The organism is Bacillus haynesii (assembly GCF_014042035.1).
Taxonomy (GTDB): domain Bacteria; phylum Bacillota; class Bacilli; order Bacillales; family Bacillaceae; genus Bacillus; species Bacillus haynesii.
The window spans coordinates 2,114,879-2,128,383 of record NZ_CP059494.1 but is presented as its reverse complement, the minus strand read 5'-3'; the positions used below and the strand labels follow the sequence as shown (position 1 = coordinate 2,128,383).

At 46.9% G+C, this 13,505-nt stretch carries 17 protein-coding genes and 1 pseudogene; 10 read left to right on the top strand and 8 right to left on the bottom strand.

Annotated elements, in window-relative coordinates; all coding sequences use genetic code 11:
* Positions 1-11: 11 nt before the first annotated feature.
* Positions 12-908 (top strand): PhzF family phenazine biosynthesis isomerase, encoded by an 897-nt coding sequence (locus H2R00_RS10660; protein ID WP_182068953.1) that lies wholly within the window; start codon positions 12-14, stop codon positions 906-908.
* 101 nt (positions 909-1,009) lie between these two features.
* Positions 1,010-1,588, top strand: coding sequence for a nitroreductase family protein (locus tag H2R00_RS10655; RefSeq protein ID WP_154996902.1), 579 nt, complete (start codon positions 1,010-1,012; stop codon positions 1,586-1,588).
* A 33-nt stretch (positions 1,589-1,621) separates the two neighbouring features.
* Here H2R00_RS10655 and H2R00_RS10650 read toward each other — a convergent pair whose 3' ends face one another.
* The 4 genes and pseudogenes from H2R00_RS10650 to H2R00_RS10635 form a co-directional block, all read right to left on the bottom strand.
* Positions 1,622-1,816, bottom strand: coding sequence for a YfhD family protein (locus tag H2R00_RS10650; RefSeq protein ID WP_020450618.1), 195 nt, complete (start codon positions 1,814-1,816; stop codon positions 1,622-1,624).
* A gap of 68 nt (positions 1,817-1,884) precedes the next feature.
* Entirely contained in the window at positions 1,885-1,998 is a 114-nt protein-coding gene (locus H2R00_RS10645) for a YfhE family protein (protein ID WP_154996904.1), read from the bottom strand.
* 67 nt (positions 1,999-2,065) lie between these two features.
* Positions 2,066-2,596 carry a GNAT family N-acetyltransferase gene (locus tag H2R00_RS10640; RefSeq protein WP_182068951.1) on the bottom strand — a complete coding sequence of 177 codons (531 nt, stop codon included), beginning with the start codon at positions 2,594-2,596 and terminating at the stop codon, positions 2,066-2,068.
* Between the two features lie 265 nt (positions 2,597-2,861).
* Positions 2,862-3,759: pseudogene (locus H2R00_RS10635) on the bottom strand (TIGR01777 family oxidoreductase).
* 68 nt (positions 3,760-3,827) lie between these two features.
* Here H2R00_RS10635 and recX point away from each other — a divergent pair.
* Together recX and H2R00_RS10625 are read left to right on the top strand one after the other, a co-directional pair.
* Complete coding sequence (gene recX, locus H2R00_RS10630) at positions 3,828-4,619, top strand: recombination regulator RecX (RefSeq protein ID WP_154996906.1); 792 nt, start codon at positions 3,828-3,830, stop codon at positions 4,617-4,619.
* A gap of 4 nt (positions 4,620-4,623) precedes the next feature.
* Positions 4,624-4,938 (top strand): YfhH family protein, encoded by a 315-nt coding sequence (locus H2R00_RS10625; protein ID WP_003179919.1) that lies wholly within the window; start codon positions 4,624-4,626, stop codon positions 4,936-4,938.
* A 29-nt stretch (positions 4,939-4,967) separates the two neighbouring features.
* Here H2R00_RS10625 and H2R00_RS10620 read toward each other — a convergent pair whose 3' ends face one another.
* Positions 4,968-5,096 (bottom strand): YpzG family protein, encoded by a 129-nt coding sequence (locus tag H2R00_RS10620; RefSeq protein WP_369878957.1) that lies wholly within the window; start codon positions 5,094-5,096, stop codon positions 4,968-4,970.
* A 68-nt stretch (positions 5,097-5,164) separates the two neighbouring features.
* Entirely contained in the window at positions 5,165-5,314 is a 150-nt protein-coding gene (locus H2R00_RS10615; RefSeq protein ID WP_003179924.1) for a small, acid-soluble spore protein K, read from the bottom strand.
* Positions 5,315-5,445: 131 nt separating this feature from the next.
* Here H2R00_RS10615 and H2R00_RS10610 point away from each other — a divergent pair, with 131 nt between their 5' ends.
* The 5 genes from H2R00_RS10610 (at position 5,446) to H2R00_RS10590 (ending at position 10,979) form a co-directional block, all read left to right on the top strand.
* Positions 5,446-5,715 (top strand): YfhJ family protein, encoded by a 270-nt coding sequence (locus H2R00_RS10610; RefSeq protein ID WP_154996907.1) that lies wholly within the window; start codon positions 5,446-5,448, stop codon positions 5,713-5,715.
* A gap of 26 nt (positions 5,716-5,741) precedes the next feature.
* Entirely contained in the window at positions 5,742-6,845 is a 1,104-nt protein-coding gene (locus H2R00_RS10605; protein ID WP_182068950.1) for an NAD(P)/FAD-dependent oxidoreductase, read from the top strand.
* A gap of 222 nt (positions 6,846-7,067) precedes the next feature.
* On the top strand, positions 7,068-8,027 hold the full coding sequence (locus H2R00_RS10600) for a glycosyltransferase family 2 protein (RefSeq protein WP_154996911.1): 960 nt from the start codon (positions 7,068-7,070) through the stop codon (positions 8,025-8,027).
* Entirely contained in the window at positions 7,996-8,397 is a 402-nt protein-coding gene (locus H2R00_RS10595; RefSeq protein WP_154996913.1) for a GtrA family protein, read from the top strand. Before H2R00_RS10600 ends, H2R00_RS10595 begins: the two co-directional genes overlap by 32 nt.
* A complete protein-coding gene (locus H2R00_RS10590; protein WP_182070991.1) occupies positions 8,394-10,979 on the top strand; it encodes a YfhO family protein in 2,586 nt (861 codons plus the stop codon). Before H2R00_RS10595 ends, H2R00_RS10590 begins: the two co-directional genes overlap by 4 nt.
* Here H2R00_RS10590 and H2R00_RS10585 read toward each other — a convergent pair.
* Positions 10,976-11,959, bottom strand: coding sequence for a metal-dependent hydrolase (locus H2R00_RS10585; protein ID WP_154996917.1), 984 nt, complete (start codon positions 11,957-11,959; stop codon positions 10,976-10,978). The two genes, H2R00_RS10590 and H2R00_RS10585, sit on opposite strands and share 4 nt — an antisense overlap.
* A gap of 207 nt (positions 11,960-12,166) precedes the next feature.
* Here H2R00_RS10585 and mutY point away from each other — a divergent pair, with 207 nt between their 5' ends.
* Positions 12,167-13,252: an A/G-specific adenine glycosylase gene (mutY, locus tag H2R00_RS10580; RefSeq protein ID WP_182070990.1), complete on the top strand. Its 1,086-nt coding sequence runs from the start codon at positions 12,167-12,169 to the stop codon at positions 13,250-13,252.
* Positions 13,253-13,277: 25 nt separating this feature from the next.
* On the opposite strand, the gene H2R00_RS10575 is transcribed toward mutY, so the two are convergent.
* Positions 13,278-13,502 (bottom strand): mother cell protein YfhS, encoded by a 225-nt coding sequence (locus H2R00_RS10575; protein ID WP_154996920.1) that lies wholly within the window; start codon positions 13,500-13,502, stop codon positions 13,278-13,280.
* Between the last annotated feature and the right edge of the window lie 3 nt (positions 13,503-13,505).

Here is a 13,505-nt window from a genome sequence, read left to right as displayed (position 1 = left end):
GGGGGATCAAAATGAAGCAAATTGAAGTATTAAGATATGACGCATTCTCAAAGACGGCGGGTCAGGGAAATCCGGCTGGCATCGTGCTTCAAGCAGACGGATTGACCGATCGAGAGATGCAGAAGATCGCTGAATGGGCAGGCTATAACGAAACGGCTTTCCTCCTGCCGAGCGAGTCGACCGACATAAGGATCCGCTACTTTACGCCGGGCCATGAAATGAATCTATGCGGACATGCGACTGTTGCTTCTCTTTATGCGCTTCTGGAAAAAGGCGAGATCGAAGCCGGGGCGGATTTGAAGGTCGAAACAAAAGCGGGCGTTCTTTCCGTGTATACCGCCTCTGATGACAATCGGCGGTTTTTGGTGACGTTGGAGCAGGCGCCGCCGTGTTTTCAGCCTTTCACTGGAAGCAGAAGCCAACTGGCGGAAGCGCTAGGGATCAGCGAAGCGGACTTTCATGAAGCATTGCCCATTGTTTACGGAAGCACAGGGATATGGACATTGCTTGTGCCGGTGAGAGACTTGGCCGCGATCCGCAGGATGAAGCCCGTTCAAGCTGAATTCCCCAACGTTTTAACAGAGATGCCGCGGGCGTCTGTCCATCCGTTTTGCCTGGAGACGATCCATCGGGATTGTCAGCTTCACGGCAGGCATTTTTCATCGCCTTATTCCGGAACGAGTGAAGATCCTGTCACAGGAACGGCATCAGGAGTGATGGGCGCTTATATGAAAACGTACGGAAAGGAATTCTGTGAAGAGGACCGGACTGATTTTCTGATTGAACAGGGCCAGGAAATCGGAAAAGACGGGAAAGTGAAAATCGAAGTTGCGGAACAAAACGGCATCATGAAAGTGCGTATGACAGGAACCGCTGTGTTTGCTGAAAAGCAAAGCTTTGAGGTGTAAAACAGGTACCGCCTTTTTTAACGAGTGATGATCATTGCAAACACAAGCGGTAAACATTATAATCAACAATGATAATCATTTTCATTTAAGGGGGCGGCCACATGAACGACACGCTGGAAATTCAAAGTATCCGAGATTGCGTCAGAAATAGAAGAACGATTCGAAAGTTTAAACAGGATCCGGTGCCGAAAGAAGTGGTGCTGGAACTCTTGGAAGATGCGGTTTATGCTCCGAACCACAAGCTGACAGAACCGTGGCGGTTCATTTATATCGGGACGGAAAGCGGGAAAAAGAAGCATGCCGACAATTTAAAAGCGGCGTTTAAAGAGCTCAAGCCGAATATGCAGGAAGAACAAATCAATAAGTTCAGGGAGCATATTCTCAGCGTTCCGGCTTTTCTCTTCGTTATTATGAAAGAAGACGAAAACGAACGGGTCAGACGAGATGATTTTGCAGCCGTCAGCTGTTTGATCCAGAATCTGCAGCTGCTTGCTTGGGAAAAAGGCATCGGCATGGTATGGAAGAGCGGGGAAGTTCTCTCTCATGAAACATTGCACAGGTTAATGGGACTGAAGCGCGATGAGCGGGTAGCAGCTCTCTTGCAGATCGGATATCCTGCGGAAATTCCTGAAGCGAAGCACAGGACCCCGGCCGCACAGCTTTTTACTGAATTAACTTAAAGAATGAGGCCCAGGAAACCTGGGCCTCGATTATTATTTTGACTGCCGCTTTTCCGCGCGCTTATCAGCTGCCTGCATGCGGGCTTGTGCTTCGCGGTCATCCTGATCGGCGAGTTCTGCAGAATATTCTTCGTACACTCCGTCAGCTTCTCTTTTATACTGATCAGGAACTTGAGGGAGTTTTTGCTTGTTTTTGTCACGGTTTTTGTGGATTGCATTTCTGCCCATATGATCACTCCTCATCAATAATCGGCCTGTCAAGCCTTATTGTTCGCTGATCAGGCTCCCGCTATGCATTACGATTTTTCCCTTGCGGCGCGCTCAGCCCTTTTAAATTCGCGCGAATATCTGACTTCCTGCGTCTTGTTCAGAGAGGATTTAAAACGCTCCCGTTTTTTCTTGTCAGCCATCTTTTCAAGCCTCCTAAAAACCTCAGTTATTCACAGGCTGTCCGTTTCAGCGGCATTTATACAAGTATTAAGCTTCTTTTAACCGGTGGTTTTCCTCCTCGAATGTTCTCATGCTGTACAGCGTGTACAAATCTTTCGGGATTTCATACAGGTGAAATGTGTCGCTGCCGATCCAGTCAAGATCAGACTTGACGGCATATGGGAGCTTTTCAGCTGCTTTGAGGGAGCGCATATTTGTTTTTCTGATTTTCATAAAAACGGCTTCGATTTGTTTTTCATAAAAAAGCTCGCAAAAAAACGCGTCTTTCGCCCGCTGGTTAAAGCCTTTTCCATGGTAAGGTTTGCCGAGCCACGTGCCAAGGAAGCCTTTTTGATCTTCGATTTCATACAAGCTGATGCAGCCGATCGGGTTTTCCCATTCATCAAGTATTGTTCGCGAAATCAGCTTTCCCTGTTCTTCCTCTTCGATCATGTTTTTGACATGAAACATATACTCTTCAATCGTCTCCGCTTTATTTCTGACAAAAGGGAAGACATCCGGATGAATCATCAGTTCAAAAAGTGCATAGCAGTCGGTCAGTTCCCGTTTCTTCAGCATGGCAGCCCCTCCTTAGTTTGAGGGCGGCTTTTACAGCAGAACGGGACGCGTGAATCCACCCTCGGAATTTTTTAATTAGCGGAAACAGTTGTCCGCGTATCTTGCACATCCATTAAAAAATTCGGGGTGGGAATCGAACCCACTAAAACCAGAGACCTGGTGGCGCACCATTTGCCTTCCCTGTACGTGTATGCTGCTAAAAGATACTTACATTTTACGCGGCTGGGAAAGGAAAAGCTACAAGGCTTTCGCTGGAAAACGCCTTCTATGTCAAAAGGTTATGCAGGGCATCTTCCAGATCGGGATATAAGAAATGATAGCCGTTCTGAAGCGCTTTTTTCGGGAGGACGCGCTGTCCTTTCAGCACGAGCATGCTCATTTCTCCGAGGACGCCTTTTATCACAAATTCGGGCACCGGGAGCCAGTGGGGGCGTTTTTCTACTTTCGCGACGGTTTGTCCGAATGTGTCCATCTGAACGGGATTCGGTGCCGTGACATTAACGGGGCCGGACATCCGCGACTGCTCAATCGCTGATAAAATCATGCCGACGGCGTCTTCGATATGAACCCACGGCACCCATTGCTGCCCTGAGCCAATGCGTCCACCTGCAAATAATTGATAAGGGAGCGCCATTTTCGGGAGCGCGCCTCCGTCCTTTCCGAGCACCATGCCAAAACGCATCCAGACGGTGCGGGTGCCCAGCGCTTCGATTGGTTCGGCTGCTTTTTCCCACGAAGCTGTCGTTCTGCTTAAAAAATCCTCAGCTGAGGCGGGGGATTCCTCTGTGAATGTCTGTTCAAGACTGGTTCCGTAAATTCCGACTGCGCTCGCCTGAATGAGGGTGTTCGGCTTCTTTTGAAGACTTTGTATGATGCGGGCGGACTCCTGCACGGAGCGGAGGCGGCTTGTCGCGATCTCCTCCTTTGTTTTCATTCCAACGGCCGAAAAGCGATTTTCCGGCCAAATTGATCCAAACATCGATATCGGTCAGCTCTGTTTCAGGGCGGGCGCCGTTTTTTTGCCAGAGAACGTAAGAAATGTTTTTTTGTTCGGTTTCAGCCGGTTTTCTTGTTAAAATATAGACGTGATGTCCCCGGGCGGTTAAGGCGTTTGTCAAATGCCTGCCGATAAAACCTGTCCCGCCGGCAATCGCAATCTTCATCATGATTCCTCCCTTTCATGATCATTAACCTTATTGTAAAAGAAGAAAACAAAAGAAGGGAGTTATTTATGCCATATATTACAAAGATTTCTGCCCAGAAAAACAATGAAGAGCGGGTCAATATTTTTCTGGATGAAAAATATGCGTTCAGCGTCGACCTGGACGTGCTCGTCAAGTTTGACCTGCGAAAAGGCAAAGAGCTTGATGAGCTTGATATCATCGAGATTCAGTACGGAGACGATGTTAAAAAAGGGTTCAAAAAAGCGCTCGATTATTTGTCATACCGGATGCGCTCGACAAAGGAAGTCAAAGACCATCTCAAGAAAAAAGGCGTCGCAGACTCGGCAATTACAGAAATTCTGCATATGCTTAACAGTTATAAATATTTGGACGACCGCGAATTTGCGGCTGCATATGTCAGCACCCATAGAAAAACGAGCGGTAAAGGCCCCGATGTCCTATTCAGAGAGCTCAAATTGAAAGGGATCGATGATGAACTGATTCAGGAAGCGCTCAGTTCGTTTTCGTTTTCCGATCAGGTCGAGGCCGCGGTCAAGCATGCGGAAAAAGTGCTGAAAAAAGAAAAAAAGCTGTCCTCTAAAGAGACGAAGCAGGCCATCGAACAGCACCTTGTCAGAAAGGGATTCTCCTTCGATGTCATCTCGGTCGCGCTTCAGGAAACGGATTACGAAAACGACGACAGCGCTGAAAGAGAAGCGCTTGAGAAGCATGGGGAAAAAGCGATGAAGAGGTACGGTTATGACGGATCATACGAAACGAAAATGAAGGTCAAACAGTATCTGTTCAGAAAAGGATTTTCAATCGACTTGATTGACCAATTTTTAGATGAAAAGGGATGAGAATATGGAGAAAAGATACAGTGAAATGACTGCACACGAATTGCACCAGGAAATCGCGGGTCTGACTGAAAAGGCAAGAAAAGCAGAACAAATGGGGATTGTGAATGAGCTGGCCGTCCACGAACGGAAAATCGCGATGGCGAAGGCATACCTTCTTGATCCGGCCGATTTTAAAGCAGGCAATGTATACGAAATTGAAGATGGGGGCGACGATTTCCATATCCGCTATTTAAACGGCGTCTTCGCCTGGGGATACCGTCTTTCGTCACCGGATCATGAAGAGGCTCTGCCGATTTCTTTATTAAAAGAAAAGGGCTAAGACAAAAGCTTAAACCCTTTTCATAAATGTTATCTTGTCCGGATGCGCGTGTTGCGCTGGAGAATGATGAGGTCCTGAGTCTGCTGCGTTTCTCCGTTCACCTGTGCGCGCGCATGCTTTGTGTTTGCCCATGGCTGCGGATAGTTTTGCGTTTTCATCTGGTTAAAATCGTTTGTATACGGTTTGCGATTTGCACACAAAAGAAATCACTCCATCCCAGAAAAGTTTAGCGTTTGCCGGAAGCCCTCATTCTTTCTTGCGGATGAGTATTTGTGCTTCCGTCAGGGCGCTTTGAAGCAAAATCATCTTTGGCCCGGGGCTCGCCTTCAAATTTATTGTTGTTCATGTTCGGAAAGCCTCTTGATTTATTTCGCATCTCTTTTTAGGCTCCTCCAATCAAGTCCATAATGTTTGCGTCTTCGGTTCGGAAGACGTAAGGTTAGTATATGAAAAGGACGACGTTTTCAAAAAGAAAGTTTTTTCCTTAGGGAAAGGGGGAAAAGCCAAGTGGAAGAGTACTTTGAAAAGCTGACAAATGCGCTTCTTGAAAAAAATCATATGCTGAGTTACGCACAAGCCAGAACATGGGTTGAACTGCTGTGGGGGGATTTCGAGGCGACATTTGCAAAGGCCGGCCACCCGTACAGAGGAAAAGAGCTGACAGAGCGTGTCGTCAAAGAGTGGATTGAGCACTATGGCAGCAGGTTGCATTTATTTCAAAATGATAAGCCTTCTTACCAGGATCTGTTCTCAGGAGACCGCGGGCTGCTTCATTAAGCATTTCTTTAGAAAGGAATGATGGCATGAAAGCGATTGTCATTGGTTCTGGGATTGCCGGTGCTAGCGCCGCATATCATCTTGCGAAAAAAGGAGCCCGGGTTCTGGTGGCAGATGAAGGGCGTGAAGGCCAGGCGACAAAGGCCGGAGCGGGAATCGTCTGCCCGTGGTTTTCTTCCAGAAGCGAAGACTGGTACCGCCTGGCATTGGCGGGCGCCTCGTATTATCCTTCGCTTGTTTCTCAACTGGAAGAGGACGGGGAGGCCGATCTGGGATACGCTAAAATAGGCGCGCTCCGCGTCAGCACCAATCGTGAAGCACTCGATCAAATAGAAAGAAAATTAAGAGACCTTACGCGCCGCGAGGCAGAAGCCGGTCAAATCGCCCGGTTAACGAACGCTGAGGCAAGAAAGCTTTTTCCTCCGCTTGCAGAAGGGCTGGAAGCCGTCTATGCAGAGAGCGGAGCCAGAGTCGACGGCCATTTGCTTCGAAACGCTCTCCTCCGGGCTGCAGAAAAACATGGAGCCGTTATGAGGAATGGGAAAGCGAAGCTGTCATGCGAAAACGGCCGGTTGACAGGTGTTCATGTGGACGACAGTTTTTTTCCGGCCGACAAGGTGATATTGGCAGCCGGCGCCTGGGCCAATGAATTGCTAGGGCCGTTGGGGATAAAGCTGCCTTTGGAACCACAGCGCGGTCAGATCGCGCATTTAAAGCTGCCCGGTGAAAATACGGACAGCTGGCCGGTCATACTGCCTGATACTGACCATTACATTGTGTCATTTGCCGATTCTCGGGTCGTCGCAGGAGCGACAAGGGAAACGGGCTCAGGATTCGACTGCAGAATAACGGCGGGAGGTTTGCATGAAGTCCTGCAGGAAGCACTGTCTGCAGCGCCCGGTCTGCATCATGCAACAGTCGGAGAAGTCAGAGTCGGTTTTCGCCCGATGACAAAGGACTTGCTCCCTTTGCTCGGACATATCAAGGGAACAGATTTGATTGCGGCTGCGGGCTTTGGTCCCTCCGGTTTAACAATCGGTCCTTATGCAGGTTCTCTTGCGGCTTCTTTGGTTTTTGGAGAAGAGCCGGGCTTGAATTTGGAAAAATATGATCCAACGCGAAAAATGTAGTAATATGGAAAAACCATTATGATATCCTGTTTGATCCTAAAGCAATATCATTTTTTTACCACTTGTTCATAGATGTCTGATATAATGACAAAATAATCTTGTAGAAAATAGTACAGCATGCCCACAGTTTTCCTTTTGTTGTGTGGGAAGCGGCTAGATGCAAGTATCCTGCCAAACGGATGCCGGATGCAATTTTATTATGTCCAAAAGAGGTGCCTTTAAGTGAAGAAAGGATTCGTTTCAATCATTATTCCTTCATACAATGAAGCAAGCAATATTAAATTGATTTATGAATCGTTGAGGAACGAATTTCAATCCATTGATTATGATTACGAAATTTATTACATAAATGATGGAAGCACTGATCAAACATTGGAGGAAATTAAAAAACTAGCCGAAAAAAGCGAGCGTGTGAAATATATTTCGTTTTCACGGAATTTCGGCAAGGAGGCAGCCATCCTTGCCGGTTTTCAGCATGCCCGCGGCGATGCCGTGGTGGTGATGGATGCGGATTTGCAGCACCCGACATACCTCCTGCACGATTTTATTAAAGGGTATGAGGAAGGCTATGATCAAGTGGTCGCCCAGCGCAACAGAAAGGGAGACAACCCTGTGCGCTCCTACTTGTCGTCCCTTTATTACCGCTTTATCAACAATGCGGTAGAAGTTGATTTAAGGGACGGCGTCGGCGATTTTCGTCTTTTAAGCAGAAAAGCCGTCAGTGCGATGTTGAAACTGAGCGAAGGTAACAGGTTCTCAAAAGGGTTGTTTTGCTGGATCGGTTTTGACCAAAAGATTGTTTATTACGAGAATGTCGAAAGGAAAAACGGAAAGTCCAAGTGGTCGTTCCGCCACTTGTTGAACTATGGAATCGACGGGATTGTCTCCTTCAACAACAGACCGCTGAGAATTTGTTTTTACGCGGGTATTTTTATCCTTTTTCTATCGCTTATTTATATCGCGGCGACATTCATCAGAATCCTGAAATACGGTGTGATCGTTCCCGGCTATTTTACGATTATTTCCGCCGTCCTGTTTCTCGGCGGTGTCCAGCTTCTCAGCCTAGGAATCATCGGCGAATACATCGGGCGAATTTATTATGAGACGAAAAAGCGGCCTCATTACTTAATACAGGAGGCAAACATCGGTCATGGAGAAACTCATGAAAATCGTGAATCCTGAATTTATTCGCTTTGCCGTAGTCGGCGTAGTGAATACTTTGAATTATTATGCGGTTTATTTGCTGCTGCATGTTTTGCTTCAGTTGAATTATATGGTTTCGCATATTGCCGCTTTTTTCGTCAGCCTTGTGATTTCCTTTTTCTTGAACTGCTATTTTACATTTAAAATCAAGCCGACGCTGGCAAAGTTTTTGCAATTTCCGCTGACACAGCTGTTTAATTTGACGGTGTCTTCTTTGTTCGTCTACACGTTTGTGAATTTTTTTAAGATGAACAGTGAGGCAGCTCCGCTTGTCTCCATGTTTTTAACCGTTCCTCTGACATTTTTAGTGACAGGGAAGATTTTGAAAAAAGACAGGGGAAGAGTATGAAGAAAACAGTTTTTCTATTTGTGATCGCAAGCGTTGCAGTTTCCTTGGCCGCTCATTCCTTTTTTCTGTATGAATGGGCGCATGGCCGCTATATGACTGGGAACGGTGACGGACTTGCACAAATGATCATTTTTAAGTCGTTTCTTTTTGAACAATACAAACAAGGGAACTTCTTTTATTCGTATTCTTTCGGTCTTGGGGGTGGCATCTACAGCCAGCTCGGCTATTATTTCACGACGTCTTTTGTCTTCATCGCTTCATTCGCGGCCGTTTTTCTGATGCAGCTATTGCATTTAGCCGGGGATGCGGACCCTTTGTTTTGGGCGCAGGCCGCCGTATTCATCAGTGTCATCAAGCTCAGCCTGATCATTTTAGCGGCAGCCTATGCGTTAAACGGTATGGTGAAAGACAAGCCTGCCGCCTTTACGGGTGCGGTCTTGTACGGCACGTCGGTCATCTATTTCAGGCACACGGTGTTCTGGGAATTTTTCAGCGACGCCATGCTGTGGCTGCCGCTGCTTGTCGCCGGAGCCGAGAAAGTCATCAGGGAAAAGCGGACAGGGCTGTTTATTACGGCTTGTTCTTTGACGCTGATCAATAACTTTTATTTTGCCTATATCAACTTGATATTCATTGCGATCTACATCATCTTCCGCTGGCTGATCAGGCTTGACCCGGAAAAGGAGGCGCCGAGGTGGAAACAATTCAAGATGTTCGCCGTTTCATGCCTGATTTCTTTCGGAATCAGCGCAGTTTCCTTTGTGCCTGCGGTTTACGGATTTTTAAACAATTTACGGCCGCCATATGATCAATCTGTCGCTGTATACGATCTGACGGACAACATTCTGTTTTCCAGCCGCATTGTCTTGCTGCCGGCTGTCTTTATGCTGTTCTTGTTCGCATTTTCTTTCTATAAAAATAAAACGTTCAGGCTGTTTGCCTCAATCAGTGTGCTGCTTGTGCTTCTGCATTACAGCCCGCTTGCGGCAAGCGCGTTCAACGGTTTCTCCGCTCCGCAGAACCGCTTTGAATACCTGCTCGCTTTTACGATCGGGGGAGCGGCGGCCGCAGGATTGACCGAACTGAAAAAGATCAGGCGGAAAGAAATGATATGGTCTATCCTGCTTGTCCTTCTGATTTATATTGCGGTCATTTGGCGGAAAGACTTGGATTTATCACTTATGCAAAATTGGAGCATTGTTGTGCTTCTGTTCCTGACAATCGCCATATTTACAGCGGCGGGATTTCAATATAAGAAATCGCAGCTTTTTTTGCACGTCTGCATTTTATTATCGTCCGTTCTTGTGGCGAACACGTATCAAAAGTATGTTCTGTCTGAGTCAAGCGGCATTAAAAACGTCACAAAAAGCTATTTGACCAGCAATGAGTACAATGGCGAAGAACAGCGCCGCCTCTTGAATAACATTCGAAAAGACGATGCCGGTGACCCGTATACAAGGATCGACTGGATGAACGGCGTGCGCAACAATACTCCGCTGATGCAGGATTTTAACGGCTTCAGCGCCTACTCAAGCATTCTCAATCGCGATCTTCTTCTGTTTTATTGGGAAGATCTTCAAATCGATATGGGAAGAGAAAGCGTCAGCCGCTACGCATCGATGGGCGACCGGGCCAACTTGTACAGTCTGCTGTACGGCAAGTATTACATGACGGAAAAAGACAATGCCGCCAATGTTCCGTACGGGTTTATCAAAACGGATCAATCAGAGAACTACACAGTTTATAAAAATAAATACACCTTGTCGTTTATCCGGACGGCACGAACGGTATTTACGGAAAAAGATTTAGCAGATGCGCCTGTTTTGGCGCGGGAGCATGCGATGCTTGAAGGAATCGTGCTTGAGAATGGCGATGATGGAAAAGAGCAGCCGCCGAGCGTTCCTGATTTGATGAAGCAGACGAAGCTGAAAACCGAAGGGGCGAGCTATCATAACGGCGTCCTCGACGTCACGGCCGAAAACGGCGGCATCGATCTCATTCCTGAAGGCGGGCTTCCGAAAGAAGGCGACTATTATGTCGGATTTTATTTAAAAAGCCTTGCAAAAGACCAGTTCTTCAACTTACGGGTCAATGATTATGTAACATCAAGAAAGTCAAACCAGTCGATTTACAAAACAGGTGTTTACGATTTAACGATCAGGGTGCCGAAAACAGATAAAATTTCAATCAGGCTGCCAAAAGGGAAATATCAATTGGACCAATTGAGACTGCACCAGGAAGACTATCAATTGCTGAAAAAAGCGGCCGCCCAAAAAGCGCCGGCCGCCGACTTGGACTGGCGGAACAATCAAGTGTCCATCAGCTTTGACAATCAAAACGGAGACCGTTACATGGTGCTGCCGGTTCCGTACGAAAAAGGCTGGGAAGTCACTGTAAACGGAAAAACGCAAACCGTTCAAAAGGCAAATTACGCGTTTATCGGATTTTCCATAGAAAAAGGGAAAAACGACATCAGGCTCGTTTATTACCCGCCTTACTTCAAAGCTACCTTGGCCGTTACAGTCATCAGCCTCATCATCGGAATCTGGTACGGCAGAAGGAGAAAAAAGCTTGGCTCTTAAACAGAGCCAAGCTTTAATTTTTTCTGAAGTTTTTCCTCGCTGAAAATCCATCCCGTATAGGAGGTGATTAATTCGAGAGTGTCCCTGTCGATGTGTGCGATCGCCACGAAAGGGTAGTGTCCTTTGCTGCGGTATCGCAGATCGATAAAGCGGACTTCGTAATGATCCTTATACGTATCGATCTCCCATTTGTAAACCGGTGAGAACGAAAGAAACGCCGAAATGTTTTTATCCTGTTTCGCTGCTTTCATCACGTCTGTATCCGGCACAGGGACCCTGTTGAATGTGTCGACGATCACGACATTTCCGTCCATGCTTCGTCCGACGTAAAAAGCCGATTTTGCTTTGACGGCGATTCGCCATTGTCTGAATTTCATCGTAGGCGAAATAATGATTTCTTCAATATCATCGATTTTTTCACAGAGCTCATGCTTGATTTTCCTCTGCATGAAATACCTCACCAAATAATAACCGGCCAAGACGATGTAAAGAGCTAAAAATGTATAGCCTTGATGCGCGCCTGCCAGCCAAAAGGCGATGGCTATGAGATGGCTGACGAAAATAAACGGATCAAATGTATTAATCAAGCCGAGCGCTACCCATTTCCTTGAAAAAGGTCTGATCGCCTGTGTTCCGTATGCATTAAAAATATCCACGAACACATGAAGCGCGACCGCGGCAAGGGTCCAAAGCCACAGGTGAAGCAGATTGGCTTCGGGATAAAACAGCATGAGAATGCCCGGAATCATCAGCGACCAGGCGAGAACAGCGGGGATGGAATGGGTGAATCCCCTATGGTGTCTAATATAAACAGCGTTGTTTTTTAATTTCAAAACGGTATCGATATCCGGAGCCTGAGATCCGGCGATTGTCGCAATCATCACGGCCTGAGCCATTGATGGGTCCATTCCGACAACTGGATCAAGCGTCGCGATGCCTCCGAGTGCAACGCCCATGACAACATGTGTGCCAGTATCCATTGGTGACCTCCCCTAATGGTGCTAGAAAATCATTTATATTTTCCAAAAACAGAACGAACGACGGACCTTGCCTGAAATATTTAACGCTTTTGCTTTCTTCACTTTTAATGTAACATGTTATCGTATATGCATATAGTTTACAACAAAAAGCCGAAGGAACAAAAGATCGGTATGCAAATGTGACGTGCACAGGCAAGGAGAAGTTTCATGATGGATCTGCAAAAGAAATTAGAGCAAAAAAACATCAAACAATTTCAAGAAGATTTAATATCTTGGTATGAGCAAGAAAAACGGGATCTGCCTTGGCGCTCAGACAGCGACCCTTATAAGGTATGGGTGTCAGAAGTGATGCTTCAGCAGACGAGAGTCGACACGGTGATTCCTTACTTCAACAACTTTATCGAAAAGTTCCCGACCGTTGAAGCGCTCGCTGAAGCCGACGAAGAAAAAGTGCTTAAAGCTTGGGAAGGACTGGGATACTATTCAAGAGTTCGGAACTTGCAGAGCGCTGTCAGGGAAGTTCACGAACGATACGGAGGAGTGGTTCCTCCTTCAAAAGAGGAATTCGGCAGCTTAAAAGGTGTCGGCCCTTACACAAGAGGAGCGGTGCTGAGCATCGCCTACAATCAGCCGGTCCCCGCGGTGGACGGAAATGTCATGCGGGTCATGTCACGGATTCTTTCCGTATGGGATGATATCGCAAAGCCTAAAACCAAAACCCAGTTTGAAAAAATTGTCGAAGCGTTTATTTCTGAAGAAAAACCGTCCGAGTTTAACCAGGGGCTGATGGAACTGGGCGCTGTCATCTGTACGCCGAAATCGCCATCATGCCTTCTCTGTCCCGTCCGAGAGCACTGTTCTGCTTTTGCAGAAGGCTGTGAAAAAGAGCTTCCGGTGAAAAGCAAAAAGAAAAAACCCTCGGTCAAAACCCTTGCAGCCGTTGTCCTGACTGATGAAGAAGGATACATCTATATCCATAAAAGACCGGCAACAGGCCTTTTAGCAAACCTTTGGGAATTCCCGAACACAGAAACGCAGAAAGGCCTGAAGCACGAGCGCGAGCAGCTTGCGGTCTTCTTGAAAGAAGAGGCCGGAATAGAAGCCGAAATCGGTCCGCTTGAAGGGGTAGTAGAACACGTGTTTACACACCTTGTCTGGAACATTTCTGTTTTTTTCGGGAAAACGCTCAATCAACCGGATGATTCATACTTTAAAAAGGTCACGAAAGAAGAGCTTGCTGAATATGCCTTCCCGGTTTCACATCAGAAAATATGGAATATGTATATGAAATAGGCAGCTTGACTGTGCATGCTGCCCGTTAGTCGTACTGGATGGTGGTGCCGTGCGTATAATCGGCTTCCTGGCGGTGCAGTCCGCCTCTTGCTTGGATTTCTTTCACAACCTCCAGGTACTCGGCATGCCCTTCTTCATTGAGGAATGGCATGATTTGCTGGAAGGCGTGGTGAAAATAAAGTAGCTCCGCATCTTTCCACTCGTTTTTCGGCGTGTGGTCGAGCTCGCTCATATCGCGTCCTACGTACATAAG